Source organism: Pseudomonas sp. GL-R-19, from assembly GCF_019956375.1.
Classification (GTDB): domain Bacteria; phylum Pseudomonadota; class Gammaproteobacteria; order Pseudomonadales; family Pseudomonadaceae; genus Aquipseudomonas.
In genome coordinates, this window is sequence record NZ_JAHBDJ010000008.1 from 31,809 (window position 1) to 58,147 (window position 26,339).

The 26,339-nt window shown below is 59.3% G+C and carries 23 protein-coding genes and 1 pseudogene; 15 read left to right on the plus strand and 9 right to left on the minus strand.

Translation table 11 applies throughout. The features are described from left to right. Window positions 1-143: 143 nt before the first annotated feature. Window positions 144-1,298 (minus strand): NnrS family protein, encoded by a 1,155-nt coding sequence (locus tag KGA83_RS04720; protein WP_223528775.1) that lies wholly within the window; start codon window positions 1,296-1,298, stop codon window positions 144-146. 340 nt (window positions 1,299-1,638) lie between these two features. Here KGA83_RS04720 and KGA83_RS04725 point away from each other — a divergent pair, with 340 nt between their 5' ends. Further along, window positions 1,639-2,142 (plus strand): VOC family protein, encoded by a 504-nt coding sequence (locus tag KGA83_RS04725; protein ID WP_223528778.1) that lies wholly within the window; start codon window positions 1,639-1,641, stop codon window positions 2,140-2,142. A 33-nt stretch (window positions 2,143-2,175) separates the two neighbouring features. After that, window positions 2,176-3,009 carry an AraC family transcriptional regulator gene (locus KGA83_RS04730; RefSeq protein ID WP_223528780.1) on the plus strand — a complete coding sequence of 278 codons (834 nt, stop codon included), beginning with the start codon at window positions 2,176-2,178 and terminating at the stop codon, window positions 3,007-3,009. 17 nt (window positions 3,010-3,026) lie between these two features. Here KGA83_RS04730 and KGA83_RS04735 read toward each other — a convergent pair whose 3' ends face one another. Further along, window positions 3,027-3,614: a LysE family translocator gene (locus KGA83_RS04735; RefSeq protein WP_223528783.1), complete on the minus strand. Its 588-nt coding sequence runs from the start codon at window positions 3,612-3,614 to the stop codon at window positions 3,027-3,029. A gap of 102 nt (window positions 3,615-3,716) precedes the next feature. Next, on the minus strand, window positions 3,717-5,048 hold the full coding sequence (locus KGA83_RS04740) for a PLP-dependent aminotransferase family protein (protein ID WP_223528786.1): 1,332 nt from the start codon (window positions 5,046-5,048) through the stop codon (window positions 3,717-3,719). An 89-nt stretch (window positions 5,049-5,137) separates the two neighbouring features. Here KGA83_RS04740 and KGA83_RS04745 point away from each other — a divergent pair, with 89 nt between their 5' ends. After that, a complete protein-coding gene (locus KGA83_RS04745; protein WP_223528789.1) occupies window positions 5,138-6,034 on the plus strand; it encodes a DMT family transporter in 897 nt (298 codons plus the stop codon). 115 nt (window positions 6,035-6,149) lie between these two features. Here KGA83_RS04745 and merR read toward each other — a convergent pair whose 3' ends face one another. Next, window positions 6,150-6,539 carry an Hg(II)-responsive transcriptional regulator gene (gene merR, locus KGA83_RS04750; protein ID WP_263292501.1) on the minus strand — a complete coding sequence of 130 codons (390 nt, stop codon included), beginning with the start codon at window positions 6,537-6,539 and terminating at the stop codon, window positions 6,150-6,152. A 149-nt stretch (window positions 6,540-6,688) separates the two neighbouring features. Between merR and KGA83_RS04755 the strand changes: the two genes are divergently transcribed. From KGA83_RS04755 to KGA83_RS04775, 5 genes are all read left to right on the plus strand, one after another. Further along, complete coding sequence (locus KGA83_RS04755; RefSeq protein ID WP_223528792.1) at window positions 6,689-6,955, plus strand: GDCCVxC domain-containing (seleno)protein; 267 nt, start codon at window positions 6,689-6,691, stop codon at window positions 6,953-6,955. 1,032 nt (window positions 6,956-7,987) lie between these two features. Continuing rightward, the gene (locus KGA83_RS04760) at window positions 7,988-9,070 is read left to right on the plus strand and encodes a bifunctional transcriptional activator/DNA repair enzyme AdaA (RefSeq protein WP_223528794.1); all 1,083 of its coding nucleotides are present in this window, start codon (window positions 7,988-7,990) and stop codon (window positions 9,068-9,070) included. A gap of 34 nt (window positions 9,071-9,104) precedes the next feature. Next, a complete protein-coding gene (locus KGA83_RS04765) occupies window positions 9,105-9,917 on the plus strand; it encodes an isocitrate lyase/phosphoenolpyruvate mutase family protein (protein ID WP_115947480.1) in 813 nt (270 codons plus the stop codon). Between the two features lie 4 nt (window positions 9,918-9,921). Continuing rightward, the gene (locus KGA83_RS04770) at window positions 9,922-10,539 is read left to right on the plus strand and encodes a DNA-3-methyladenine glycosylase family protein (protein ID WP_223528797.1); all 618 of its coding nucleotides are present in this window, start codon (window positions 9,922-9,924) and stop codon (window positions 10,537-10,539) included. A 144-nt stretch (window positions 10,540-10,683) separates the two neighbouring features. Next, a complete protein-coding gene (locus tag KGA83_RS04775; RefSeq protein WP_223528800.1) occupies window positions 10,684-11,172 on the plus strand; it encodes a GFA family protein in 489 nt (162 codons plus the stop codon). Window positions 11,173-11,221: 49 nt separating this feature from the next. Here the strand turns inward: KGA83_RS04775 and KGA83_RS04780 are convergent, their stop codons facing one another. Then, on the minus strand, window positions 11,222-11,830 hold the full coding sequence (locus tag KGA83_RS04780; protein WP_007986374.1) for a tRNA-(ms[2]io[6]A)-hydroxylase: 609 nt from the start codon (window positions 11,828-11,830) through the stop codon (window positions 11,222-11,224). A 162-nt stretch (window positions 11,831-11,992) separates the two neighbouring features. Here KGA83_RS04780 and KGA83_RS04785 point away from each other — a divergent pair, with 162 nt between their 5' ends. After that, a complete protein-coding gene (locus KGA83_RS04785; RefSeq protein ID WP_223528803.1) occupies window positions 11,993-12,856 on the plus strand; it encodes a universal stress protein in 864 nt (287 codons plus the stop codon). Between the two features lie 83 nt (window positions 12,857-12,939). On the opposite strand, the gene KGA83_RS04790 is transcribed toward KGA83_RS04785, so the two are convergent. Then, entirely contained in the window at window positions 12,940-13,410 is a 471-nt protein-coding gene (locus tag KGA83_RS04790) for a DUF1289 domain-containing protein (protein ID WP_108215912.1), read from the minus strand. Window positions 13,411-13,867: 457 nt separating this feature from the next. Between KGA83_RS04790 and acnB the strand changes: the two genes are divergently transcribed. Next, on the plus strand, window positions 13,868-16,468 hold the full coding sequence (gene acnB / locus KGA83_RS04795; protein WP_108215913.1) for a bifunctional aconitate hydratase 2/2-methylisocitrate dehydratase: 2,601 nt from the start codon (window positions 13,868-13,870) through the stop codon (window positions 16,466-16,468). Between the two features lie 153 nt (window positions 16,469-16,621). Here the strand turns inward: acnB and KGA83_RS04800 are convergent, their stop codons facing one another. After that, window positions 16,622-17,902: a serine/threonine transporter gene (locus KGA83_RS04800; RefSeq protein WP_223528806.1), complete on the minus strand. Its 1,281-nt coding sequence runs from the start codon at window positions 17,900-17,902 to the stop codon at window positions 16,622-16,624. Window positions 17,903-18,261: 359 nt separating this feature from the next. Here KGA83_RS04800 and KGA83_RS04805 point away from each other — a divergent pair, with 359 nt between their 5' ends. The 4 genes from KGA83_RS04805 (at window position 18,262) to KGA83_RS04820 (ending at window position 21,899) form a co-directional block, all read left to right on the plus strand. Then, a complete protein-coding gene (locus KGA83_RS04805) occupies window positions 18,262-18,645 on the plus strand; it encodes a tautomerase family protein (protein WP_108215915.1) in 384 nt (127 codons plus the stop codon). 175 nt (window positions 18,646-18,820) lie between these two features. Further along, window positions 18,821-19,786: a 2-hydroxyacid dehydrogenase gene (locus KGA83_RS04810; protein WP_108215916.1), complete on the plus strand. Its 966-nt coding sequence runs from the start codon at window positions 18,821-18,823 to the stop codon at window positions 19,784-19,786. 144 nt (window positions 19,787-19,930) lie between these two features. Then, complete coding sequence (locus KGA83_RS04815; protein ID WP_223528809.1) at window positions 19,931-20,998, plus strand: phosphotransferase family protein; 1,068 nt, start codon at window positions 19,931-19,933, stop codon at window positions 20,996-20,998. 133 nt (window positions 20,999-21,131) lie between these two features. After that, entirely contained in the window at window positions 21,132-21,899 is a 768-nt protein-coding gene (locus KGA83_RS04820; RefSeq protein ID WP_223528812.1) for an SDR family oxidoreductase, read from the plus strand. Window positions 21,900-22,020: 121 nt separating this feature from the next. Here the strand turns inward: KGA83_RS04820 and KGA83_RS04825 are convergent, their stop codons facing one another. After that, a complete protein-coding gene (locus KGA83_RS04825) occupies window positions 22,021-23,046 on the minus strand; it encodes a hypothetical protein (RefSeq protein ID WP_223528815.1) in 1,026 nt (341 codons plus the stop codon). 240 nt (window positions 23,047-23,286) lie between these two features. Here KGA83_RS04825 and KGA83_RS04830 point away from each other — a divergent pair. Continuing rightward, a pseudogene (locus tag KGA83_RS04830) lies at window positions 23,287-23,429 on the plus strand (short-chain dehydrogenase); the annotation flags it as partial. A 183-nt stretch (window positions 23,430-23,612) separates the two neighbouring features. On the opposite strand, the gene KGA83_RS04835 reads toward KGA83_RS04830, so the two are convergent. Then, complete coding sequence (locus KGA83_RS04835) at window positions 23,613-26,162, minus strand: hypothetical protein (protein WP_223528818.1); 2,550 nt, start codon at window positions 26,160-26,162, stop codon at window positions 23,613-23,615. Between the last annotated feature and the right edge of the window lie 177 nt (window positions 26,163-26,339).

The window sequence follows — 26,339 nt, forward strand, 5'->3', positions numbered from 1 at the left end:
TGAAGGGGCGTCGCCGCGGCCTTGTACTGCCTGTGCGCGCCTCGGGTTCTCCCTTCAGCTAAGCGCAGATTTGCAGGCAGACCGTTGTGCATCGACCACCGGTCATCAAAAGGCCGCCTCGATGGGCGGCCAGGAAACATTCGCTAGAGCCTTGGCCCCATTAAAATGCCGGTGTAGCGCCAGACAAAAACTGCAAAGGCGCTACACCACAACAGTGCCGACAGCGCCAATCCGAAACCGGAAAAAGGCACTAGCCATACCCGACACGCACTCGCCAGCAACAACAGGACAAACCCCGCAACGATCGCCCTGGACGGCTGCAACATTCGCCCGGTATGCCCCAGGCTAACCCGCGCGATCATCGCCAGAATCAACCCGCCGATACCGCCGACGGCCAGCGAATGGGTGGCCAGGCTTTGCTGCGGCATCCAGCCCAGGTGCCACAGCGCCATCGCCAGCGTCGCCACCGCGAGCCAGGCGTAAGCCAGGTACAGCGACCACAGCAGCGGCACGCGCCACAGGCCACGATCATGCCAGCGCCACAATCGCAGCAGATGCAAACCGCTGATCAACGCAAACAACAGCGCCAGCCACACACGGGCGACGTCGTTCAATCCGGCGGCAAAGGACACCGCCGCCAACATGGCGCTGACCAACAACACCTTGCCCGGCAACGAATGGGCCGCAGGCGTTGCGGGCCGGTTCAGGCCGCGCTGAATGAAGAACGGGATCACCCGCCCGCCGATCACGCTCATCAGCGCGCCCACCAGCCACAAGGCAGCCAGCACGCCATGGCGTTGCAGATTGGCGTCATCGACGGCGAACCCCAACAACGTGAGCGCCTGGCACCCGGCCAGCAGCGTCACCATCAACAGAATCGGATAATTCTCGCGCTTGCCCGCAGCCAGCAGATCGCGCCCCAACACCCACCCCAACAGCGGCAGAAACGGGACTTGCAAGGCCAGCAGCAAGGGCGCCGGCACGGGCAACCACCAGGCCAGCCGCGCCAGCAGCCACACCAGCACCAGGCCGATCAGCGGCCAGCCCTTGAGCCCCGGCCGGCCGGTCCAGTTGGGCACCGCGGTCAGGAGGAACCCGGCAATGATGGCCGAGGCAAATCCGAAAGGCATTTCATGTCGATGCCAGGCGAGCATACCGCCCAGCGGTTGCGCACCGGGCAAGTGGCCGTACAACCACAAGGCCCAGATCGCTACGGCGATGGCGGCGAAACCGGCCCCAACCAGAAAGAACGGTCGAAAGCCCAGACTGAAAACCGGTGCAACGGCAAACCGGCGCATCAAGCCACCACTCGGGCCGGGACTTGGCTCGACAGATGAAGAACGTTCTGAGGGTTGCTGAAGAAATTGAACATTTTGCGTACTCCTGAAGGCGTTCAGTTGTGCGTTTATCTGTTCAAGTCCCGTGCCAGCTCTTTACCCCTTCAGATCCAGGCGTTCGCGCTCATACGAGTCATAAAGACTCGACACGCAAATAGTCTGTTTGACTCAACACAAAGTCATTTCGACTACACCTTCGCGACCCTGCGGCAATTTTATCGATCTACGGTACGGCCGAGCGACCAGAGGCTGACTACGCTGAAAGTCCGGGACATGCGCAATCTGCAGAGGAGTTGGCACCATGCAACGCGTACAAAAACTCACACCCTGCCTGTGGTTCGACGATCAGGCCGAAGAGGCAGCGAAATTCTATTGTTCGATCTTCGACCATTCGAAAATCACTGCCGTCACCTACTACGGCCATGCCGGTTTCGAGCTCCATGGCCGGCCGGAAGGTTCGGTCATGACCGTCAGCTTCGAACTCGACGGGCAGAGTTTCACCGGTCTCAACGGCGGGCCGTTATTCAAGTTCAGTGAGGCGGTGTCGTTTCAGGTCAATTGCCTGACCCAGGAAGAAGTCGACCATTACTGGGGCAACCTGTCGGCCGGTGGCGCGCCTGAGGCCCAGCAATGCGGTTGGCTCAGGGACAGGTTCGGGCTGTCATGGCAGATCGTGCCCGTGGCGATGATGGACATGATCAAAGACCCCGACACGAAAAAATCCCAACGGGCCATGCAGGCGATGATGCAGATGAAAAAACTCGATATTGCGGCATTGCAGCGCGCCTTTGACGGCGAGAGCTAATACACTCGAGCGCTGACCTGCCGAGGAGTGAGCATGAAGCACGCAGTTGCCAAGAACGCCGACCAGGCCCCGCGCTTCTGGCGCGATGACGCCCTGCCCTTCATCGAAGCCCGCTCCATCGCCGACGGGCGCGAAGTCTGCTACACCAGGCACGCCCATGAGCACTTTTCCATCGGGGCGATCACCGCCGGGCGCAGCACCTATCTCCATGAGCAGTCGGCCTTCGAGATCAGCGTCGGCACGGTCGTGCTGATGAACCCCGGCGACGTCCACGCCTGCAACCCGATCGAAGACCAACCCTGGTCGTACCTGATGCTGTACGTCGACACGCCGTGGCTGGCCGATTTGCAGCATCAGCTCGGGTTCAGCGATGACACTGCGTTTCGCCGTTTCTCGGTCACCCATACGCGGGACACCGACCTGTTTGCCGGCCTCGCGGGCCTGTATGAAGTGTTGGTCGATCCGCAGCACGATGTCTTATGCAAGCACGGCGCGGCCGTGGAGTTTTTCACTGATGTGCAGCAGCGATTGAACCCGATCGACCCACCGCTGCGTGAACCCAATTTCAAGCTGGAGCGTGCTGCCGATTACATCCGCGAGCACTGCACGCAAACCCTCAAGCTCGAAGACATCTGCGAGGCGGCGCAACTGTCACCGTCCTACCTGATCCGCGCCTTCAAACAGCATTACGGCATGACGCCCCACGCGTTCCTGGTAAACCGGCGCATCCAGTTCGCCCAGGACCAATTGCGCAACGGCAAGCTGATTGCAAACGTGGCACTGGAAGCGGGGTTCGCCGATCAGGCGCACTTTCAACGGGCGTTTAAACAGCATCTGGCGGCGACACCGGGGCAGTATCGGGGCTGATGCTGTAGTGAGCACAGCTACGGCAGCAACAGATACACCGCACTCACCACCAGCAACAACGCCATCAGCCGATTGAACAGACGCATCCCCGCCGGGTTATTCAGAAAACCGCGCAAAAACGTCCCGGCGTACGCCCAGCAACCGACCGACACATAGCAGATCACCAGATAAATCGCCGCGAACTGCCACACCAGCCGCGCCTCGCCATCGGCGACAAACGCGCCCATGCCGGCCACGCAGGCGAGCCAGGCCTTCGGGTTGAGCCATTGCATGATGGCGCCATACAACATCGACGGGGCCTGCGCCGCTTCCCTGGCTTGCACCTGCCCGTTGTCAGCCGCCAGCCTGAAGGCCATGTACAGCAGAAAGGCCACGCCCGCCCATTGCACCCCCTGTGTCAGCGCCGGCCAGCGTTGCAACAACTCATGCAAGCCCAACCCCATCAGCACCAACAGCAAGACAAACCCCAGCGTGGCCCCGGCCACATGACGCTGGCTGGCCCGAAAGCCAAAGCGCGCGCCGGAGCTCAACGCCACAATATTGACCGGCCCCGGCGTGATCGAGGCGACCAGCGCAAACGCCGCCATGGACATCATCAGACTCATTGCACACCTTCTTCCATCGAGTTGAACAAGGTCCTCAAGGTAAAGAGCCGAGCGGCTCGCGTATTGAAGAAAACTGCCCTGTATCGCTATGACCCTATATCGCTATGAGTAATAACCCACGACGCTTTTCACTTTGCTCAATGCAATACGCAGCGAGTCCATGTCCACGGAGCCCAATGCCAGGCGTATCGCGTGGGGCACATGGGTTGATATCGCAAAGGGTTCGGCCGGCGACACCGACACCTGCTCGCGCATCAGCGCCATGGCGATCTGGTCGGCCCGGGCGTCATCCGCCAACGGCAGCCAGATGAAGTAGGAATTCGGGTGACCGATGGTCCTGAGCCCCGCCAACACCTCGCGGGCCAGGGTTTGCCTGGCCTGGGCATCCGCTCGTTTTTGCGCCTCGAGCTGGCTGACGGTGCCATCGTCGAGCCAGGCCGTGGCGATGGCGGTCATCACGCCGGGAGTGTTCCAGGTGGTCGCCATGACGGTGCGCTCGAAGGTGACGATCCATTGCGCGGGTGCGGCAATGAACCCGACGCGCAGCCCGGTGGCGACATTTTTCGACAGTCCCGACACGTACACCGTCCGCTCCGGCGCCAGCTCGGCCAGCGGTGGCGGTACGTTTTCGGCCAGGAACGCGTAGGCGGCGTCCTCGATGATCGTCAGGTCATGCCGGCGCGCAATCGCCACCAACTGCTCGCGCTGATCGAGGTCCATCACCCAGCCCAGCGGGTTATGCAAGGTCGGCATCGAGTAGACGGCTCGCACCGATCGGCTGCGGCAGAGTTTTTCCAGGGCGGGCAGATCAGGCCCGGTATCGGTGACCGGAATCGGCAAGATTTCCAGATGCAGGGTTTCGGCCAGCGTCTTGAAACCGGGATAGGTCAGCGCATCGGCGGCGATCACATCGCCGGGTTTGAGCAGCGTCATCATCGCTACCGCCAGGCCATGCTGGGCGCCGCTGACGATCAACACCTGCTCGGCCGGCACACTCAGCCCGCGTTCAAGCAGATGACGCGCGACCGAAGCCCGCTCATGCAGGCGCCCCGCGTGGGGCTGATAGCGCAGGAGGGATTCCAGGTCACCGGACAACGCCAACTGACGCAAGGCAGTGCGCAACAGGTCGGCCTGACCGGGCAATGACGGATAGTTGAAATTCAAGTCGATCATCCCCGCCGCCACCACGTGCTGCGAGATGCCTTGCCCCGGCGGCAGCGAGGTTTCCCTGACAAAGGTCCCGCGACCGGTTTCGCCGCTGACCAGCCCCATGCCTTCCAGCTCGGCATACACCCGGCTGGCGGTGACCAGCGCCAAACCGTGCTCGGTGGCCAGTTGCCGGTGAGTCGGCAGGCGCGTGCCGGGCGGCAGACGCCCGGAACGGATGTCGGCGGCAAAGGCATCCACCAGGGTTTTGTAGCGGGATCGAGGCATGTCGAGATGTATCCATGACAATTTTTTGATTGTATCGATAGTCGCTCATAGGATGAGTTTCGTGCAATCAGACAATGAGCGTGAGCCAAATGGAACGGACCTCGAACCTGCAACACCAGACGCTGGAAAACAGCACCGGCGGCTGGATCAACGGCCTGATCGGCGTGGTGATTTTCAGCGGTTCGCTGCCGGCGACACGGGTGGCGGTGCTGGAGTTCGATCCGCTGTTCCTGACGGTCGCGCGCGCGACGATCGCGGCGATCCTGGCGCTGTGCCTGCTGGGGTTATTCAAGGAAAAACGTCCGGCGCGCCAGCAACTGATACCGCTGCTCATCGTTGCCATGGGCGTGGTCATCGGTTTCCCACTGCTGACAGCGCTGGCACTGCAATACGTGACGTCCGCGCACTCCATCGTCTTCGTCGGCCTGCTGCCCCTGGCGACGGCGGTGTTCGGCGTCCTGCGCGGCGGCGAGCGGCCACGGGCGGCGTTCTGGATTTTCTCGGTGCTGGGCAGTTTGCTGGTGGTCGGGTTTGCCCTGTCCCAAGGCCTGACCGCCTCCCCGCAAGGCGATATTCTGATGCTGCTGGCCATCCTCGCCTGCGGCCTGGGTTATGCCGAAGGCGCGAAGCTGTCGCGCACGCTGGGTGGCTGGCAGGTGATTTGCTGGGCGCTGGTGCTGTCGCTGCCGGTCGTGGCGGCGCTGAGCTGGATGCGCATGCCGGCTTCGTTCACCGGCATCAGCGCGCCGGCCTGGTTCAGCCTGGCTTACGTCTCGCTGTTCAGCATGCTGATCGGTTTCGTGTTCTGGTATCGCGGACTGGCCCAAGGGGGCATCGCCGCCGTTGGGCAATTGCAGCTGCTTCAGCCGTTTTTTGGGCTTTCCCTGGCCGCCACCCTGCTGCATGAGCATGTCAGCCTCGGCATGCTGGGCGTCACCATTGCCGTGATCCTCTGCGTCGCCGGGGCGAAAAAATTCGCCAGATAGCCCGGTATACGGTGGTTTGCGCCCATGACTGGACGGGGCTGACCACCGCTGAAGCGCGATAACAACGGCACGAATTGCTGGCCTGACGCCTATGCAGCGGCCCCGCAACCAGACATCACTCCCTGTTCAGCGCATCGATGATAGGGCAAATGGCTCCGCCACCTGCATCGCATTGGCGCACCAGTTCGCCCAGCACCTGCTGCATGGCTGCAAGGTTGGCCATCTTTTTCTCGATCATGGCCAGCTTTCGCACGGCCAGTGCCCGAGTCTCGCTACAAGCGCTGGCCGCATCCAGTGTCAGCAGTGTACCCACCTCATCCAGTGTGAATCCCAGCGCCTGTGCCCGCTTGATAAAGCGCAGCCGTTTGACCTGCTCCGGTAGATAGTACCGATAACCAGCGAGCGGCTTTGGCGGCTCATCCAGCAAGCCGCGTCGCTGGTAATAGCGAATAGTCTCGATGTTCACTCCGGCAGCTTCCGCCAATTTGCCGATACTCATTCCCATCGCTATCACACGCTCCTTGATTCTGTACCTAGGTACGGAGTGTAGAGTGACTCTAGGTTAGACCGATTCAATGGAGATGACGATGGTTCAACAAATCGGCAAGGGGACGAATGCGGGCGATCCCTCCACCGTGCACAAATGAGGCCGCCATGAGAGCCATCATCCTCGAATCCGTGTTGACCTGCCCGCATTGCAATTTCGCCAAACAGGAAGCCATGCCCACAGATGCCTGTCAGTTTTTCTATGAATGTGGCAATTGCAGGACTCTGCTACGCCCAAATCCCGGTGACTGCTGCGTGCTCTGCTCGTTTGGTTCGATGAAGTGCCCGCCGATCCAGGAGCGGCGCGGATGCTGTGGCATCGGGATGGATGCTCCCCCACATCTGGGAAAGCCCATTTTTGGGGGGGAGATTTAGGGTCAGCTTTCGTCTGGAGGAAGTAGCGTGGAACGCAGCGCTAAAGGCCCAGGGCTTGCGGCCAGCGTCTTTCATTCAAATGGCGTGATTATTGCTCTATCGCTCATACGAGCTCCCAATTTACCAGGCACCCATGTAAACACAGCGGTTACGGGAGGTGTGTCATGTGGAATCAACCCCTGATGCTTATGGCGATCTACCTTACGATCACCCTCAGCATCGGCTGGTTGTGGTCCATTGCTATCCTGTATTGGCTTTGATCCAGGGGAAAATTGAATCACTACCTGATTTTATAAACACAAATGACTGGCAGCTTCACGCTGTGAAGAAGTCAGTCAACCAGAATCGAGGTTCGAGGTTCTCGAGGAGCGACTGTTTTACTCGTTCAACCTTGAAGATCACATCCCCGCCAATCACCTTCTGCGCAGCATTGTGTAGTGGACATCTGACACCTCGGTCTGGCGAGCATTCTCGCCTATATGAGTTTCCGGTTTCATCAGACCACTTCACCCATCGAAGGGATGACAGGTGTAGACATAAAAAGCAAGATTTTTACTGTATTAATAAACAGATTGCAGAAAACTCATGCTTCATGTATGAAAAAAGTGCCTTGGCGGGACTTGCAGGGAGCATCTGCAGGGACCGCGACCGGGCTGGATGATGATGCATCAGCCCGGTCGCTCTTTTCACTTCGGTGCCGAGACTGCTTTGGCGCAGGCTCCACAGGCCGCCAGAGCATTCAGTCCTTGGTCGGCGCCATTGGCGACGATGCGAAACCTGGGGGTCATGGAATTTTCCCCCAAAAAAAACCCGCACAAGGCGGGTATGAAAGTAAGGAGCTTGAGTTATCAAGCGGCACGAGTGTAGACCATCAATCCCATAGCGTGACCTGTTTCTGTGCAGCAGCGGCTTCGGTGCTGCTGAGGGCTCGTCGTGCCTGAGGGATTTTTTTGTGGTCGATTGCTTTGCGGTCCGAAATTCGCTGTCGATTTTCCGGTGGAGGCCGCCCGTGACGCGATCTATGCTGCGCCCATGAACCTACAAAAAACGCTGCTTCCACCCCGTGCCGAGATGGTTCGCGCCATGCTCGAGCGAGACACCTCCTACGAGGGCGTGTTCTTCACGGCGGTCAAGACCACAGGCATCTTCTGCCGCCCCGGTTGCACCGCCCGCAGCCCGAAGCCTGCAAACGTCGAGTTCTTTGCCAGCGCCGAACAGTGCCTGGCGGCGGGTTACCGCGCCTGCCTGCGCTGCAAGCCGATGGACACCGCCGCCAGCGCGCCGGACTGGGTGCAGAAACTGTTCAAATCGGTAGACGCCGACCCGGAACAGCGCTGGACCGACGCCCATCTGCTGGCCGAAGGCATCGAACCGCTGAAACTGCGCCGCTGGTTCAAGCAGCATTTCGGCATGACCTTCCACGCGTGGCTGCGCGCCCGGCGCCTGGGCATGGCGCTGGGCGGGATCAAACAGGGCGACTCCATCGACGACGTAGCTTTCGATTCCGGCTACGAGTCCCTGAGCGGTTTTCGCGACGCCTTCCAGAAGTCGTTTCACATCACCCCGGGCCGCGCTGCCAACAGCGAGCCGCTGCTGTACACGCGCCTGACCACGCCGCTGGGGCCGATGATCGCCATGGCCGAACGGCGTGGACTGGTGCTGCTGGAGTTTCTCGATCAGGCATCGCTGAACCCAGCGGTCGAAGCGCTGCAAAACCGTTTCGGCTATGCCGTGGCGCCGGGGCACAACGTGCATTTGCAGCAGATCGAAGCGCAATTGTCCGCGTATTTCGCCGGCACACTCACTGAGTTCAGCATTGCCCTGCACATGCCCGGCAGCGAATTCTCCCGCCGGGTCTGGGCCGAGCTGGCGAAGATCCCTTACGGCCGGACCACCACCTACGGCGCCATCGCGGCGAGGCTGGGCAAGCCCGGTGCCAGCCGCGCAGTGGGCCTGGCCAACGGGCATAACCGCTTATCGATTGTCGTGCCGTGCCACCGTGTGATCGGCGCCGATGGCTCGTTGACCGGCTACGCTGGAGGCCAGCCGCGCAAGGCGTTTTTGCTCAGGCTGGAGAACGCGGCGGTGCAGCTCACGGAGCAACTGGCGTTCTGATCCCCCACGTCTTTTTCAAAAGGAAGGAAGCTCGATGGACAGGCTCGACAATCAACTGCACCAACTGCATCACGAGGGTTTGCTGATCCTCACCAACGTCGCCGATGCCGCCGGGGCGCGGCTGGTGGAGCAACTGGGCAACAAGGCCGTGGCCACCAGCAGCGCGGCGGTGGCCTGGGTGCACGGCTATCCGGACGGCAACACCCTGCCCCTTGAGCGCCTGGTCTCGACCGTCGAGTCGATTGCCCGGGTCATTTCGGTGCCACTGACCGTGGACATCGAAGCCGGCTATTCCGATGACCTGGAACGGGTGGCACAGGTGGTTGACGCAGTCATCGCCGCCGGTGCGGTCGGGATCAACATCGAGGACGGTTCCTCGCCGCCGGAGTTGCTGGTACGCAAGATTGAAATCGCCCGCCAGGTGGCCGATCGACGCAATGTAAACCTGTTCATCAATGCGCGCACCGATGTCTACCTCCGGGGCCTGGTACCTGCCGAAGATCGCGTCGCCGAAACCCTCAGGCGCGCTACGCTGTATCAGGCGGCCGGTGCCAATGGTCTGTTTGCCGCCGGCGTTACCTCGGAGTACGAGATCAAGGCGCTGTGCCAGGGCACCTCGTTGCCACTGAATGTGCTGGGGTTCCCGGGCCTGCCGTCCCCCGAAGTGCTCGAGGCACTGGGCGTACGCCGTCTGACCGCCGGTTCGGGCATCGCCGAATTCCTCTACGGTGCCATGGCCGGCATAGCCAAGAGCTTTATGCAAACCGGCAAGTTCGATAGCCACGACCTGAAGGCTCTGACCTATGGCGAAGTGAACGCCCTGTTGAAACCGTCCGGGAAAGCCTGAGCCCATGGCCGACGGCTATCAGGCGGCCAGTGCGTTCCTGGCGGCCATCGATGACGACTGGCGCCGCCACATCGACGCCATCGGTCCGTGCCTGCACCAGCCGCATGCGGCGCATGATCCGTATGAGTCGCTGGTGCGGGCGATTGCCTATCAGCAACTGCATGCCAAGGCCGGCGATGCGATTGTCGGCCGACTGCTGGCTTTGTTCGGTGCGGATTCGTTTCCCAGGCCTGAACAGATCGTCGCGACAGATTTCGAGCAACTGCGCAGTTGCGGCTTTTCCGCGAGCAAGATCGCGACCATTCAGGGTATCGCCCAGGCGTCGCTGGACGGCGTGGTACCGGATTACGCCACGGCGCTGGCCATGGACGATGAAGCGCTGATCGAACGCCTGATCACTCTGCGCGGTGTGGGCCGATGGACCGTGGAGATGCTGCTGATCTACAGCCTGGAGCGGCCGGATATCCTGCCGGCCGATGACTTTGGCGTGCGTGAGGGTTATCGACGGCTCAAAGGCCTGGAGGTGCAGCCGACGCGCAAGCAGATGATCGAGATCGGCTCGGCGTGGAGCCCTTATCGGACAGTGGCGTCGTGGTATTTGTGGCGGGTGCCCGGGCGGTAGACCGCGTTATCGTTCTTCGCTGGCAAGCCAGCTCAGGTCTTATGTCGAACACAAAAACTGTGGGAGCCTGCTCGCGAAGGCGTCGGCACTGTTGGCACAAATATTCCAGACTGCACGAGATCACTTCAGCCCAAGGAGAACAGCATGCAACTCGAAGGTTCCTGCCATTGCGGCGCGGTGTCGTTCAGTCTGACCAGCGCCCACCCCTACCCTTACCAGCGCTGCTACTGCTCGATCTGCCGCAAGACCCAGGGCGGTGGCGGTTATGCAATCAACCTCGGGGGCGATGCCGCCAACCTCAAGGTTCGTGGGCGCAAGCACATCGCGATCTACCATGCACGGCTCAAGGAAGAAGGCGACAAACGCACCCACAGCAGCACCGCCGAGCGGCACTTCTGCTCAGTCTGCGGCTCGGGTCTGTGGTTGTTCAGCCCGGAGTGGCCGGAGTTGATTCACCCGTTCGCTTCGGCCATCGATACACCGCTGCCGGTGCCGCCGGAGCACACGCACCTGATGCTCGGCTCAAAAGCGCCGTGGGTGGAGGTTCAAGCGCAGCCAAGGGATAAACAGTTCGATGTGTACCCCGAAGAGTCCATCGCTCAATGGCATGAACGGCTGGGTTTGAGCCGTTAGCTTTTGTGTTGCTGATGGCCTCTTCGCGAGCAAAAACAACACCGAATAATCAGGCCGCTGCCGGTACGCCGCTATGAAAACGGAACTCCACGTCCGGCGATTCGATCAGTTCCTGCTCGGCGGCACGGACCTTGTCGATCACCTGGGCGATGTCCTTGGCGTCCCCATATTGATAAGCCAGTTTCAGGTAACCCTGGAAATGCCGGGCCTCGCTCTTGAGCAGGCCGAAATAGAACTTGCCCAGTTCTTCGTCCAGATGCGGCACCAGCGCTTCGAAACGTTCGCAACTGCGGGCCTCGATGAACGCCCCCACCACCAATGTGTCCACCAGTTTCACCGGCTCGTGACTGCGTACCACCTTGCGCAGCCCCGACGCATAGCGCCCGGCGGACAGCTGGCGCAGTTCGATCTTGCGGCGTTTCATCAGGCGCATGACCTGTTCGTGGTGCACCAGCTCTTCCCGGGCCAGACGCGACATCATGTTGATCAGATCGACGTGGGAGTGATACTTGGCGATCAGGCTCAACGCGGTGCTGGCGGCCTTGAATTCGCAGTTCTTGTGGTCGATCAGCAGGGTTTCCTGATCGGCCAGCGCGGCCTGGATCCAGCCGTCGGGGGTGCGGCAGCCAAGGAACTCGTGAATTTCGGGAAGGATCATGGGGCTCACGGACAAATAGGTTCAAACGAAGGGCGCCGATTATACCGGCCTGCCCGCAGACCACCAGTCTGCCAACCGTTGATATGCATCAAGTCCCCGAATTGCAGACAGCAACTATAGTTGTGCAACGCCGTGCTTTTTTATTTTCAGGAGATCGCGCTCATGCAAGCCGTACGCAGCATTCTGGTGGTCATCGACCCCGAACACTCCGAAAGCCTGGCGCTCAAACGGGCGAAGTTGATCGCCGGTGTCACCCAGGCGCAGTTGCATCTGCTGGTGTGCGACCCCAAGCATGATCACAGCGGCATGCTTGGGGTGCTCAAGGCGGCTTTAGTGGAGGACGGTTACAACGTCACCACCGAGCAGGCCTGGAACAAGAGCCTGCACGAAACCATCATCGATGTGCAGCAGGCGGAAGGTTGCGGCCTGGTGATCAAGCAACACTTTCCCGACAGCGCGCTGAAAAAGGCCCTGCTGACACCCGAGGACTGGAAATTGCTGCGCCAATGCCCTTCCCCGGTACTGCTGGTAAAAACCGCTGGCTCATGGAAAGACAAAGTGATCCTGGCAGCCGTCGACGTCGGCAACACCGACCTCGAACACCGCCACCTGCACGACACCATCATCGATCATGGCTATGACATCGCCACCCTGGCCAAGGCCCACTTGCACGTAATCAGCGCCCACCCGTCGCCGATGCTGTCGTCGGCCGACCCGACGTTTCAACTCAGCGAAACCATCCAGGCGCGCTACCGCGAGCAATGCAAGTCGTTCCAGGCTGAATTCGACATTGACGATGATCACCTGCACATCGAGGAAGGCCCGGCGGACGTGCTGATTCCGTTCATGGCGCACAAGCTGCAAGCGGCAGTGACGGTGATCGGTACCGTGGCACGTAGCGGGTTGTCAGGGGTGTTGATCGGTAATACGGCGGAAGTGGTGCTCGATTCGGTCGAGAGCGATGTGCTGGTGCTCAAGCCGCAGGAGATCGAGGATCATCTGGAGGAAATTGCCGGCAACCATTGAGGACCGGTCAAAAGATCGCAGCCTGCGGCAGCTCCTACAATGATCGTGTTTCCCTGTAGGAGCTGCCGCAGGCTGCGATCTTTTCAACCACCAAAGGCGTCTTTCAGGAACCCCGGCGCAATGTAGCGCTGGTAATGGGCCTCGGAGAGCAGGAAAAATTCCCGATCGATGGCATCGCGCAATTCCGGCAGGTTCCAGCCGCGAAACTCCGGCAGCAACACCATCCCGTAGGCTTCCAGGTTGTTGATCACCCGTGCGCCCCGGGCGATCAACTGGTAGGCCCAGCAATATTCCGACTGATGGGGCACGAAGCGGATCTTGCGTTGCTCCAGCTGCATTCGGAGCAGTGCCGGGTCGAAAATTTCCACCTTGGCGGCCATCACCTGGGACAGCAACTGCTCAAGTCGCAGCCATACCGCGCGCTTTTCCTCCTCGTTGTAACCGTTCCAGTGGATCACTTCGTGGTGGAAACGCTTGCAGCCACGGCACACCAGGTCACCGTAAACAGTGGAGCAGAGGCCGACGCAGGGTGTCTTGATGGTCTGATTGGGCATAGATAGGCAAAACGCGAAAAAGCAGAACAGGCCGGCATGTTAGCCCTTTGTCGCCCATTGATCACCCCTCAAAGTTCTAGGCCTTGGGTGAATAGGGGTTTGCCGGCGGCCTCCACCAAAGTCCAATAAAACCTGACTTACCTTTAATTTTTTTTTGCCGTAGAATCAGCCTGCCTTTTTAGGCGCCAATGTCCGTTAGAAGCTGTTTTCAAAGCGTCACGAGCACAGTCGTTCCTTCAGAGCGGTGTTGGCGAGGGGTTTTTCCAGCGGGGAAAAGCCCAACGCCAACCCTCATCAGCTCCCGTTCTGCAGGCGTAAAACTTTGAAAGCAGCTTCTGTAAGGAATTGCCGGTAATTCTGGCCAAGTGGCTCACAACGCCATGCAGCGCATGAGTACGGCAATTTCGGGATGAGCGTCCCGGACACCCATTTGGGACCACTGATGAGGGTAATAACTGTGCTTGAAGCCTACCGCAAACATATCGAAGAGCGCGCAGCACTGGGAATCGTTCCCCAGCCGCTAAACGCCGAACAAACTGCAGGCCTGGTCGAGCTGCTGAAAAATCCCCCGGCTGGCGAAGAAGCATTCCTCGTTGACCTGATCACCAATCGCGTTCCACCAGGCGTGGACGAAGCTGCCTATGTCAAGGCCGGCTTCCTGTCCGCCATCGCCAAAGGCGAAGCCAAATCCCCCCTGATCGACAAGAAGCGTGCTGTTGAACTGCTCGGCACCATGCAGGGTGGCTACAACATCGTGACCCTGGTAAACCTGCTGGACGACGCCGAACTGGCGCCAGTGGCTGCCAAAGAACTCAAGCACACCCTGCTGATGTTCGACGCCTTCCACGACGTCGCTGAAAAAGCCAAGAACGGTAACGTTCACGCCCAAGGCGTGCTGCAATCCTGGGCTGACGGCGAGTGGTTCGTGAAGCGCCCGACCCTGGCCGACAAGATCAGCCTGCGCGTGTTCAAGGTGACTGGCGAGACCAACACCGACGACCTGTCCCCTGCCCCTGATGCCTGGTCCCGTCCAGACATCCCGCTGCACGCCCTGGCCATGCTGAAAATGGCTCGCGACGGCATCGTGCCTGACGCACAAGGCGTCACCGGTCCGATGAAGCAGATCGAAGAAATGCGCGGTCAAGGCTTCCCTATCGCCTACGTCGGCGACGTGGTCGGTACCGGTTCGTCGCGTAAATCGGCGACCAACTCCGTACTGTGGTTCTTCGGCGACGACGTTCCTTACGTGCCGAACAAGCGTGCCGGCGGTTTCTGCTTCGGCAGCAAGATCGCTCCGATCTTCTACAACACCATGGAAGATGCCGGCGCACTGCCAATCGAATTCGACGTATCCAACATGCACATGGGCGACGTGATCGACCTGTACCCGCATGCTGGCAAAGTCTGCAAGCACGGCACCGACGAAGTCCTGACCACCTTCGAAATGAAGACCCCGGTCCTGTTGGACGAAGTGCGTGCCGGCGGCCGTATTCCGCTGATCATCGGCCGCGGCCTGACCGAGAAGGCTCGCACCGAGCTGGGTCTGCCACCTTCGACCCTGTTCAAGAAGCCTGAAGCACCGGCTGAAAGCACCAAGGGTTTCACCCTGGCGCAGAAAATGGTCGGCAAGGCTTGCGGCGTGACCGGCGTTCGTCCGGGCACCTACTGCGAACCGAAGATGACCACCGTGGGTTCCCAGGACACCACCGGTCCAATGACCCGCGACGAACTGAAAGACCTGGCGTGCCTGGGCTTCTCGACCGACCTGGTGATGCAGTCCTTCTGCCACACCGCGGCCTATCCAAAGCCGATCGACGTGACCACCCACCACACCCTGCCTGACTTCATCATGACCCGCGGCGGCGTTTCCCTGCGTCCGGGCGACGGCATCATCCACTCGTGGCTGAACCGCATGCTGCTGCCAGACACCGTCGGTACCGGTGGTGACTCCCACACCCGTTTCCCGATCGGCATCTCGTTCCCGGCCGGTTCCGGTCTGGTTGCGTTCGCCGCAGCCACTGGCGTCATGCCGCTGGACATGCCTGAGTCGATCCTGGTTCGCTTCAAAGGCGAACTGCAGCCAGGCGTCACCCTGCGAGACCTGGTTCACGCCATTCCTTACTACGCGATCCAGGCTGGCCTGCTGACCGTAGAGAAGAAAGGCAAGAAGAACGCCTTCTCCGGTCGCATCCTGGAGATCGAAGGTCTGCCTAAACTGACCGTCGAGCAAGCGTTCGAACTGTCTGACGCCTCGGCTGAACGTTCGGCTGCCGGTTGCACCATCCAGCTGTCCAAAGAGTCGATTGCCGAATACCTGCAGTCCAACATCACCCTGCTGCGCTGGATGATCGGCGAAGGCTACGGCGATGCACGTACTCTGGAACGTCGCGCTCAAGCGATGGAAGCCTGGCTGGCCAACCCTGAGCTGCTGCAAGCGGACAAAGACGCCGAATACGCTGAAATCATCGAGATCGACCTGGCCGACATCAAGGAGCCTGTGCTCTGCGCGCCGAACGACCCGGACGACGCCCGCCTGCTCTCCAGCGTTGCTGGCGAGAAGATCGACGAAGTGTTCATCGGTTCGTGCATGACCAACATCGGTCACTTCCGCGCTGCCGGTAAACTGCTGGAACAGGTCAAGGGTCAGCTGCCAACCCGTCTGTGGCTGTCGCCGCCGACCAAGATGGACGCTCACCAGCTGACCGAAGAAGGCTACTACGGCATCTACGGCAAGGCCGGCGCGCGCATGGAAATGCCGGGCTGCTCGCTGTGCATGGGTAACCAGGCACGTGTAGAGCCGAACTCGACTGTCGTGTCGACTTCGACCCGTAACTTCCCGAACCGTCTGGGTGACGGCGCGAACGTCTACCTGGCTTCGGCTGAGCTTGCGTCCGTGGCTTCCATCCTGGGTCGCCTGCCGACCGTCGAGGAGTACATGGAATACGCTGGCAAGATCGACAGCATGGCGGCCGATGTCTACCGCTACCTGTCCTTCGACCAGATCGCCGAGTTCCGTGAAGCTGCTGCGAACGCCAACATTCCGGTCGTTCAAGCCTAACGTTGCAACGCAATGAAAAACGCCGCCCATCGTGAGATGGGCGGCGTTTTTTTATGCCTTTGAATCAAAAGATCGCAGCCTGCGGCAGCTCCTACAAGGAAACGCATTCCAATGTAGGAGCTGCCGCAGGCTGCGATCTTTTGATCTTTGCTATCAGGCCGTCAACGAATAGATCAACGCCGTAATCGCCACCAGACCCACCGCCGTCACGAAGACGTTGGATGCCTGACCGCGATAGCGCGCCATGGCCGGCACCTTGCGGATGGCGTACATCGGCATCAGGAACAGGATCGCCGCAATCACCGGGCCACCCAGGGTTTCGATCATGCCGAGAATGCTCGGGTTGAGCGTGGCGACTATCCAGCACACCACCAGCATGAACGCGGCGGTCATGCGGTCCAGGGCCTTGGCCGACGGGCGCTTGCCGCTCTTGACGATCAGGCCCTTGAGGCCTTCGCTGGCGCCGATGTAGTGACCCAGGAACGACTTGGAAATGGCCACGAAGGCAATCAACGGCGCCGCAAAGGCGATAGTCGGGTTGCTGAAGTGGTTGGCCAGGTACGACAGGATCGACAGGTTCTGCGCCTTGGCTTCAGCCAGCTGCGCTGGCGACAGGGTCAGCACGCAACTGAAGACGAAGAACAGCACCATCACCACCATCAGCAGGTGGGCGCGGGACAGGATCTGCGAGCTGCGCTCCTCGGCGTGCTCACCATAGCGACGCTTCTGGTCCACGGCGAACGCCGAGATGATCGGCGAGTGGTTGAACGAGAACACCATCACCGGAATCGCCAGCCACATCGTGTGCAGCAACGCCGAAGGCGCCGGTACGCTGCTGGCGGTGGCCAGGATCCCGCCGTTCCAGTGCGGAACCAGGTACACCGCCAGGAACAGCAGGGCGACGATGAACGGGTAGACCATCAGGCTCATGGCCTTGACGATCAATTGCTCACCGCAACGTACCACTGCCAGCAGGCCCAGGATCAGCACCAGCGACAGCACGGCGCGCGGTGGCGGCATGATGTGCAGTTGATGCTCGAGGAAACTGCCCACAGTGTTGGTCAGGGCCACACTGTAGATCAGCAGGATCGGGAAAATCGCGAAGAAATAAAGCAAGGTGATCAGCGCGCCGGCCTTGATGCCGAAATGCTCTTCCACCACTTCGGTGATGTCGGCGCCTTCGCGACCGGACAGCACGAAACGGGTCAGCCCGCGGTGTGCGTAGAACGTCATCGGGAACGCCAGCAACGCCAGGATCAGCAGCGGCCAGAAACCGCCCAGGCCTGCGTTGATCGGCAAAAACAGGGTTCCCGCACCAATCGCCGTGCCAAACAGGCCCAGCATCCAGGTGGTGTCTTGGCGATTCCAGCTCGACAGTGTTGCTGGTGTCGCGTCTACATAGCGTTCGTTAACGCTATTGGCCTGATCATTCATCCGGTGGGATCTCCACATTCCGGTCACTTGCCACCCGACCAGGACGCGTCGGAATACCCGACAGGCGGCGCCCTGGCCGGAACAGGGGCGCGATTCTGGAGGATTCGTGAGCAGAAGCAAAGACTTAGGTGAGGAACGGTGGTGCCAGATAGACGAAAATCCCCTGTGGGAGCGAGCCCGCTCGCGATAGCGGTGTATCAGTCGGAGAATATGTTGGATGTGCCGCAGCCATCGCGAGCAGGCTCGCTCCCACAAGGATCTGCAGTGCACCTGCGCGTCATCGCCAAAGCGAAGTCCGCACTTGATAAAGGTCCAACGCAATGTATTTTTAACTGACCTGTATCCTCCGGAGTCTTCCCATGCCACTGGTTCGCGTCGACATCAAAAAACATCAGGACCCCACCCACGCCAAGCGCATCGGCCAACTGATCTACGCGGCCATGCACAGCACCATTGGTGTGCCGGAGAACGATAATTTTCAGATTCTCGCCGAACACGATGCGCAGCATTTCATCTTCGATCCCGGTTATCTGGGTATCAACCGCACGGACCAGTTGGTGGTGATCCAGATCACCATGAGCGAAGGCCGGACCGTCGAGCAAAAAAAACTCCTCTACAAAACCATTGCCGAGAGCCTTCATGCAGAGCTGGCTGTGCGTCTGGAGGACGTTTTCATTAATCTGGTGGAAGTGAAAAAAGAGAACTGGTCGTTCGGCAACGGGATTGCCCAATACGCCCTCTGAAGTTCAACCTGCAGACCCGAGAGTGACCTATGCCCCGAGTTTCCCGCAAACAAGCCAGCGAAAGCCGGGGCCACCCGCTCTCGGACGAGATTCTCGAAGCCGCCCGCGCCACTCTCGTGCCGTCGAAACAAAGCGGCGCTCGATCTGACTTTACGATGCCCACAGGGAGCCAAGCATGCCCGTAACCGTTCTGGTACTGGTTGAAACCATCAATGATTACCTGCCCATCCTCGAACATCAGGGCTTCCATCTGATTCTGGCCCCGACGCCCGCCGAGCGCGCCGAAGCCATCGCTCGTCACGCCGGGCAGATCGACGCCGTCCTCACCCGCGGCCCATTGGGGCTGTATGCCGATGAAATCGCCGCGCTGCCCCACCTCAAGATCATCTGCGTGATCGGCGCCGGCTATGAACACGTCGACCTGCAGGCCGCCGCCGACCGGGGCATCACCGTCACCAATGGCGCCGGGGTCAACGCCTCGTCCGTCGCCGACCATGCCATGGCGCTGCTGCTGTCGCTGGTGCGCGACATACCCCGCTGTGATGCTGCCGTACGACGCGGCGAGTGGCCGAAGATCATGCGCCCTTCCCTGGCCGGCAAACGCCTGGGCATCCTTGGCCTCGGCGCGGTCGGCATGGCCATCGCCAAACGCGCCGGCGCCGGTTTCGACATGAGCATTTGCTACCACAATCGCCAGCTTCGCAGCGATGTGCCCTACACCTTCTGCTCGACCCCGACCGAACTTGCGCGTACCTCGGACTTCCTGATCGTCGCCACGCCTGGCGGCCCGGCCACCAGGCATCTGGTCAATCGCCAGGTGCTCGACGCGCTGGGCCCCAAGGGGTTTATCGTCAATATCGCCCGGGCCAGCGTGATTGCCACCGCTGACCTGATCAGCGCCCTGGAGCAACGCCGGATCGCCGGTGCCGCGCTGGATGTATTCGACGCCGAACCGAAGGTGCCGGATGTGCTCAAGACCCTGAGCAATGTGATCCTCACGCCCCATGTCGCCGGCCTGTCCCCGGAAGCCACCCAAGGCACCGTCGAACTGGTGGGCAAGAACCTCGTGGCGTTTTTCTCCAGCCAACCGGTGCTGACGCCGATCGACTTGCCACCCGCCACGAGCCATGTCGCCCAGTGACGGCGATTCAAACAGCTGTATCAAAAACAATGATTGGCCGGCAACACGCTCGCCTATAAGAGCCATTCGCGGTTGTGGGTGCGCCGTGTGGGCATTAGATTAGCCAATAGTTTAAGGCCTCCAGAATAAGCAGAAGGGATAAGCATGGCGCTTAATGACCAGTCCACCCGTATCCGCACCGGCGAAGAACTCGATGCCAGCCTGATCGATCCGTACCTCAAGGCCCATATTCCGGGGATCAGCGGCTTGCCACGGATCAGCCAGTTTCCGGGCGGCGCTTCCAACCTCACCTACCTGCTGGAATACCCCGAACAGGAATTCGTCCTGCGTCGCCCCCCCTTTGGCCACAAGGCCAAGTCGGCCCACGACATGGGCCGTGAATTCCGCATCCTCAATCAACTGCGCGACGGCTTTCCGTACTGCCCGAAAGCCTATGTGCACTGCACTGACGAATCGGTGATCGGTGCCGAGTTCTATGTCATGGAACGGGTCAACGGCATCATCCTGCGCTCGGACCTGCCGCCGGAACTGGGCCTGGATCCGGCGAAAACCGAAGCCTTGTGCAAGAATTTCATCGACAAGTTCGTGGAATTGCATCGAGTCGACTACAAGGCCTACGGCCTGGGCGACCTGGGCAAACCCGAAGGTTACGTGGCGCGGCAAATCAAAGGCTGGAGCGATCGCTACGAAAAAGCCCTGACCCCCGATGCGCCACAATGGGCAACGGTCAAAGCCTGGCTCAACGACAAGATGCCGGCCGACCATCCGACCTCCAGCATCGTGCACAACGACTACCGCTTCGACAACGTGATCCTCGACCCGAACAACCCGATGCAGATCATCGGCGTGCTCGACTGGGAACTGACCACCCTGGGCGATCCGCTGATGGACCTGGGCAACACCCTCGCCTACTGGATCGAAGCCGATGATCCGGCGCCGGTGCAGATGATGCGCCGCCAACCAAGCCACGCGCCGGGCATGTTGACCCGCCGCGAATTCGTCGACTACTACGCCGAACGCTCAGGCATCCGCATCGACAATTTCGACTTCTACTACACCTACGGCCTGTTCCGCCTGGCCGGCATCGTGCAGCAGATCTACTACCGCTTCTACCACGGCCAGACCCAGGACAAACGCTTCGCGCAGTTCATCCACATGAACAAGCTGCTGGAGCAGATGAGCTTGCAGGTCATCAACAAATCCAGCCTGTAGGAGCGAGCTTGCTCGCGAAGGTCGTAAACGATAACGCTCGCTCACTGACCAACGCAGCAAGCCCGCCCACAAGATGTCACTCGCCACCCCCCGGCATTTGACTCAACAACAAGACTTTTCATAAGGGAATCCCATGTCCAAGACTCAGTTGTTCGACCTCGACGGCAAGATCGCTTTCGTCTCCGGCGCCAGCCGTGGCATCGGTGAAGCCATCGCCAAACTGCTGGCCCAGCAAGGCGCCCACGTGATCGTCTCCAGCCGCAAACTCGAAGGCTGCCAACACGTCGCCGACGCGATCGTCGCCGCCGGCGGCAAAGCCACCGCCATCGCCTGCCACATCGGCGAAATGGAACAGATCAGCCAGGTCTTCTCCGGGATCAAGCAACAGTTCGGCCGCCTCGACATCCTCGTCAACAACGCCGCGACCAACCCACAGTTCTGCAACGTGCTGGACACCGACCTCAGCGCCTTCCAGAAAACCGTCGACGTGAACATCCGCGGCTACTTCTTCATGTCGGTCGAAGCCGGCAAGCTGATGCGCGAAAACGGTGGCGGCAGCATCATCAACGTCGCCTCGATCAACGGTGTTTCGCCGGGCATCTTCCAGGGCATCTACTCGGTGACCAAGGCCGCCGTGATCAACATGACCAAGGTGTTTGCCAAGGAATGTGCGCAGTTCGGGATTCGGTGCAATGCGTTGTTGCCGGGGCTGACCGATACCAAGTTCGCTTCGGCACTGGTGAAGAACGAAGCCATTCTGAACACTGCTTTACAGCAGATTCCACTGAAGCGGGTGGCGGATCCGAGTGAGATGGCGGGGGCGGTGTTGTATCTGGCGAGTGATGCTTCGAGTTATACGACTGGGGTTTCGTTGAATGTGGATGGGGGTTTCCTGTCCTGATTGGGTAGTTTAATGAAAAGCAGGGCAGCGATTGCTGCCTTGCTTTTCATTCTCAACCAATGCTATCCGCATACATATCTAAGTAAGGGTTCCAAGAGGAAGTAATTAACTAATTTTTTTGTCATTGCACCAAAATGGTCAATATTGAGGATGCGGAATATGCCCCCCCTCGAATAAAGAACCGCATGGAAAACTCGCCGGACTGAAGAAACTTCATATTCCAATCCCATTTCCCTCCAGGTGGCCGATGCCTTTCGACCCCGAGGGCCGGCTCAATTTCTACAACATTACCCGTGGGCGGACTGACCCATTCCAGTTTGGCAAACAGGTCAGTAGAAGGTACCGAAGAATGACTCGCGAACCTAACGAGATACGTAACGTTTCGAGTGACAACCATGCGCTGGACATTCCCCAAAAACTCATCACCTCTATAAAGAATATAGATATTCGGACTGTCGTTTATCATCAGTACCTTGCAAACAGGCGCGAGCAAAGCTTGGGTCATGCCTCTGCCTGCCAGACTTAGCTGAAACTTACCAACGCCTCCCAAACCGGTAACAGCCCACCGGTGCTCAGTCTGTTCCTGATCGAAAGGCGGTTCACACTTTAAATCTTCAGGCTTGAGGCCCTCAATTATTGATCGTTTCAACGCCACAGGAAGCCCTGCTACAGGGCTGTTGTTTTTGGGTCGGAGTGAAACGATATGAGGTTCCCCATGGTAGAAATCGATACCAGTGGGCGGAACAGCCTTTTCATCTATCAAGAGGTCTGCCTCATCCGCCAAATTGCTCGAAATTACCAGGCTTCGATGCTCCCACGCCTCATCCACTTCCCTGCTGAAAAACACCAGGGTGATACGACCGCTCTTGCCAGCGGCCGGCGTAATCTTCCAATTGAACTGGCCATTGACGGGCTCCACCCAATCGCCAAAATCCGGCGATGCTTCGATGGTCAAACCGCCATTCTCTACCTGCCCCAGGTTGAGCTCCCGGGCAATTTCCGGTGGAGCCTCCACCGTCACATCGTTTGCCTGCCCACGGAGCAAAACGAGCTCCGCCCCCCGCTTCACCTCCTTGCCGTTGATCGACAATGTGGCTTGTTCCCAAGGGCTTGCCGCAACAGTTGCAACGTTTAGTTCGGCGGTCATGACGACGATTCCTTTTCAGTGATGGACATAAAAACAGTCCGTTAACTATCAGGAAAAATCGGCACGCTGGAAACTGTCATAACTGACAGGCCAGCTAGAACATGGTGCGATAAAAACCCCAATTTTCGTATCAAAAGTCATATAGAGAATGCAATCAGCGCTCCACTCGACAGCGGACTCACTCTCGTATTCAGTGCCTGCCACATCGGCGAACCGGAACCGATCAGCCAGGTCTTCGCCGGCATCAAGCAACAGGCGTTGTTGCCGGGGCTCACCGACACTGAATTCGCCTCGGCGCTGGTGAAAAACGAAGCCATTCTGAACACGGCGTTGCAGATGCTTCGAGTTACACGACAGGGGTTTCGTTGAATGTGGATGGGGGTTCTTGTCTTGAACGGCTACACTGGATGAACAAAAGGCAGTCTCTGACTGCCTTTTGTTATTTGCCGTCGATCAATGACATAGGTGAATCCGGCGGATCGATACTTTCCAGTGTCTGATACACCTCCAGCCCTAATAATCCTGCGAAATTTGGTGTTAATCCTTTTTCCGAAAATGCATCTAAATTACCAATTCCGCACATCCAAACGTAACGATGCCGTGTACGGTTTTCCATCCAGTGTCGATGCTGCTGATAGGTCATATTCACCAATGTCTAAAAATAAGTTGCCGTTCATGATCCCGTCGACATTAGTTATGCCCGTTACTGGCGAGGAGATGGGGCCATCAACCGTCACTGAAACACCCGCTACGGGGGAGTTGTCCGGTCTTGTAACCCGAACATGCGTGAAATAAACACCCCACGGGAGTTTCACCACGGCTGGGGGAACAGGTAGTTCCACGAATTCACCGTCAAGCGCCCTCATGAACCTCAGCTTATAAACCCCTTCCAATAATCTGTTAGTCGGCGTAACAAGCCCCGCTGCTTCCCCCTCGCTAGACAACTTCAACTTGAACGTTCCATTCTTCACTGCGCCTGTGAGCGCCCACTCGTGCGTTGTGGATAGCTGGCGAAGAGGCGGCTGACTGGCAAGATCGCCATGTACAAGAGGGCTATCAGGAGCCCAGTCAAGAGTCAAGGGAACGCCCCTCAACAACCCTGCGTTCTTGTAATCCAAAGTGAGTGTTTTGGCTTTCCCCCCAATGAAGTCTTCCCCGTTCGCCGGTATCGGAACGCCGTCCAACAAAACTGTCGCCTCATCAGCCAGGTTGCTCGACAGCAATTTACTCACCGCCACCGTAATCGCCGTGGTCATGCCCTCGCCCGCCACGCTTAACTGGAAGGTGCCGCTGTTGGTCGAGCCGGTGACGCTCCAGCTGTGCACGACTTGCTTAGTACCGAACGCAGGCGCACTCACCACGTTGGCAGCAACAAGACCACTTTTGACCTCGCACGTCAGCGTTACCGGATGCCCGGCGATCGGACTGCCAGCTTTGGGCGTCAGCGTAACGACCTGAGCCTGTCCGCGGAAAAACACATTGCCCCCGGCCGGTACCGGAGCGTTGCCAATCTTAACCTCCCCCTCGTCTGCGAGGTTAGTCGACAGCAATTTGCTCACCGCCACAGTGATCGGGCGAGTCATGCCCTTCCCCGCGAGGCTCAGCTGGAAGGTCCCACTTTTGGTCGAGCCGGTGACGCGCCAGCTATGAGTTGTTTGCTCACTGCCAAATACAGGCGCACTCACCACATTGGCCGCAACAAGACCACTTTTGACCTCGCACGTCAGCTTCACCGGATACCCGGCGATCGGACTGTTCGGTTTGGGCGTCAGCGTGACGGTCTTCGCCTGTCCCCTGAAAAACACATTGCCATCGGGAGGAACCGGTACGCCATCGATCTTGACGTCCGCCTCTTCCGTCAGGTACCGCGACATTACCTTGCACACGGGCAGCGTAATGCCAGTGGGCATGTCCGCACCGCTCAACTCCAGTTTGAACGTGCCGCTGTTGGTATGGGAGTTGACTGCCCAGGTATTCTTGCCTGACGCGGTGACCGTCAGATTGCCAGGTTGCACGCCCGTGAGCGGCGTGCCTGTCAACGCCAGCGGGTAGTCTGGCAGGGGGCTGCCTGGTTTGTAGGTCAAGGTGACGGTCTGCGGCTCATTCCTGAAAAACACGGCACCACCGGCCGGGGAAGGAACACCGCTCACCAGGACCTGATCCACTTCATCCGAAAGATTGCTCGAAATCACCAAGCTTCGGTGCTCCCACGGCTCAACCACTTCCCTGCTGAAAAACACCAGGGTGATACGACCGCTCTTGCCAGCGTCCGGCGTAATCTTCCACTTGAACTGGCCATCGACGGGAGCCACCCAATCGCCAAAATTCGGGGACGCTACGATGGTCAAACCGCCATTCTCTACCAGCTCCAGGTTGAGCTCCCTGGCAATTTCCGGTGGAGCCTCCACCGTCACATCGCTCTCCTGTCCACGGAGTAAAAAGAGCTCCGCCCCCCATTCCACTTTCTTGCCGTTGATCGACAATGTGGCCCGCTCCCAAGGACTCTCCACATACACATTGATCGTAAAACTCTGCTCTGCCGTTGTGTCGTCATAAGGGCTATGAACCTTTGCAGTCATCGTATGCTCACCCGCGGTGGTAACGACATGTTCGAACTTGCTCCACCCCAGACCGGTAGTCGGCACCTTCTGCACAATCTCCCCGTCGTAGTACCACTCGACCTCAACGCCCTCCAGTTCCTTGCCTGTATAAAATGAACCGATTTGAACCTCCGCTGCCACTTTGTCCCCCACCACCGGAGCGCTGATCGGGTCACGTTTACTGAGAATGGCTCGCCGATAGTCCCCCAATTTCAATGCGACTTTGCAAGGCGCGGCGGTAAATTCACTTTGCAGTTGAAGATTGAAATCGATGTCCGTTCCATTCGCCGGGCAATTCAACTTCCACTCACTGCCCGCCGCCAGAAGCTTCTGATACTTGCCCAATTCAGGATCGATAGTGATCGGAGAGGATTCCCCCGGAACCTGATTGAAACTCACCCCCTGATTCACCCACGGGCTATCCGCCCCGGCCGCAATCTTGAAGTCATGTTCAGCTCCGTGACAGATGTACACGGGCTCGATTCCTGTAGCTCCGGCTTTAAATTCGATGGTCATGGCGTGCTCTCGATGCTGGCAAGTGAATGATCAGGGATGGTCATTCAACTATCGGGAAAAATGGGCACGCAAGAAACTGTCAGAGTTGACAGTTTTTCTAGAACAATTGGCGATAAAGAAGTGCTTCAAAAGACCGATAGCTTTCGGCAACTGCCAGCCGAACGGCACCGACAGCAC

Excerpts from the sequence above, each read along its gene's own strand:
- KGA83_RS04725 (WP_223528778.1), top strand. The coding sequence starts at position 1,639 with ATGCAACGCGTACAAAAACTCACACCCTGCCTGTGGTTCGACGATCAG.
- KGA83_RS04815 (WP_223528809.1), top strand. The coding sequence starts at position 19,931 with ATGGCGCTTAATGACCAGTCCACCCGTATCCGCACCGGCGAAGAACTC.
- KGA83_RS04735 (WP_223528783.1), bottom strand. The coding sequence starts at position 3,614 with ATGAGTCTGATGATGTCCATGGCGGCGTTTGCGCTGGTCGCCTCGATC.
- KGA83_RS04760 (WP_223528794.1), top strand. The coding sequence starts at position 7,988 with ATGAACCTACAAAAAACGCTGCTTCCACCCCGTGCCGAGATGGTTCGC.
- KGA83_RS04745 (WP_223528789.1), top strand. The coding sequence starts at position 5,138 with ATGGAACGGACCTCGAACCTGCAACACCAGACGCTGGAAAACAGCACC.
- KGA83_RS04775 (WP_223528800.1), top strand. The coding sequence starts at position 10,684 with ATGCAACTCGAAGGTTCCTGCCATTGCGGCGCGGTGTCGTTCAGTCTG.
- KGA83_RS04770 (WP_223528797.1), top strand. The coding sequence starts at position 9,922 with ATGGCCGACGGCTATCAGGCGGCCAGTGCGTTCCTGGCGGCCATCGAT.
- KGA83_RS04810 (WP_108215916.1), top strand. The coding sequence starts at position 18,821 with ATGCCCGTAACCGTTCTGGTACTGGTTGAAACCATCAATGATTACCTG.
- KGA83_RS04765 (WP_115947480.1), top strand. The coding sequence starts at position 9,105 with ATGGACAGGCTCGACAATCAACTGCACCAACTGCATCACGAGGGTTTG.
- KGA83_RS04720 (WP_223528775.1), bottom strand. The coding sequence starts at position 1,298 with ATGCGCCGGTTTGCCGTTGCACCGGTTTTCAGTCTGGGCTTTCGACCG.
- KGA83_RS04800 (WP_223528806.1), bottom strand. The coding sequence starts at position 17,902 with ATGAATGATCAGGCCAATAGCGTTAACGAACGCTATGTAGACGCGACA.
- KGA83_RS04805 (WP_108215915.1), top strand. The coding sequence starts at position 18,262 with ATGCCACTGGTTCGCGTCGACATCAAAAAACATCAGGACCCCACCCAC.
- KGA83_RS04755 (WP_223528792.1), top strand. The coding sequence starts at position 6,689 with ATGAGAGCCATCATCCTCGAATCCGTGTTGACCTGCCCGCATTGCAAT.
- KGA83_RS04790 (WP_108215912.1), bottom strand. The coding sequence starts at position 13,410 with ATGCCCAATCAGACCATCAAGACACCCTGCGTCGGCCTCTGCTCCACT.
- KGA83_RS04780 (WP_007986374.1), bottom strand. The coding sequence starts at position 11,830 with ATGATCCTTCCCGAAATTCACGAGTTCCTTGGCTGCCGCACCCCCGAC.
- KGA83_RS04820 (WP_223528812.1), top strand. The coding sequence starts at position 21,132 with ATGTCCAAGACTCAGTTGTTCGACCTCGACGGCAAGATCGCTTTCGTC.
- KGA83_RS04835 (WP_223528818.1), bottom strand. The coding sequence starts at position 26,162 with ATGACCATCGAATTTAAAGCCGGAGCTACAGGAATCGAGCCCGTGTAC.
- KGA83_RS04785 (WP_223528803.1), top strand. The coding sequence starts at position 11,993 with ATGCAAGCCGTACGCAGCATTCTGGTGGTCATCGACCCCGAACACTCC.
- KGA83_RS04825 (WP_223528815.1), bottom strand. The coding sequence starts at position 23,046 with ATGACCGCCGAACTAAACGTTGCAACTGTTGCGGCAAGCCCTTGGGAA.
- KGA83_RS04740 (WP_223528786.1), bottom strand. The coding sequence starts at position 5,048 with ATGCCTCGATCCCGCTACAAAACCCTGGTGGATGCCTTTGCCGCCGAC.
- merR (WP_263292501.1), bottom strand. The coding sequence starts at position 6,539 with ATGGGAATGAGTATCGGCAAATTGGCGGAAGCTGCCGGAGTGAACATC.
- KGA83_RS04730 (WP_223528780.1), top strand. The coding sequence starts at position 2,176 with ATGAAGCACGCAGTTGCCAAGAACGCCGACCAGGCCCCGCGCTTCTGG.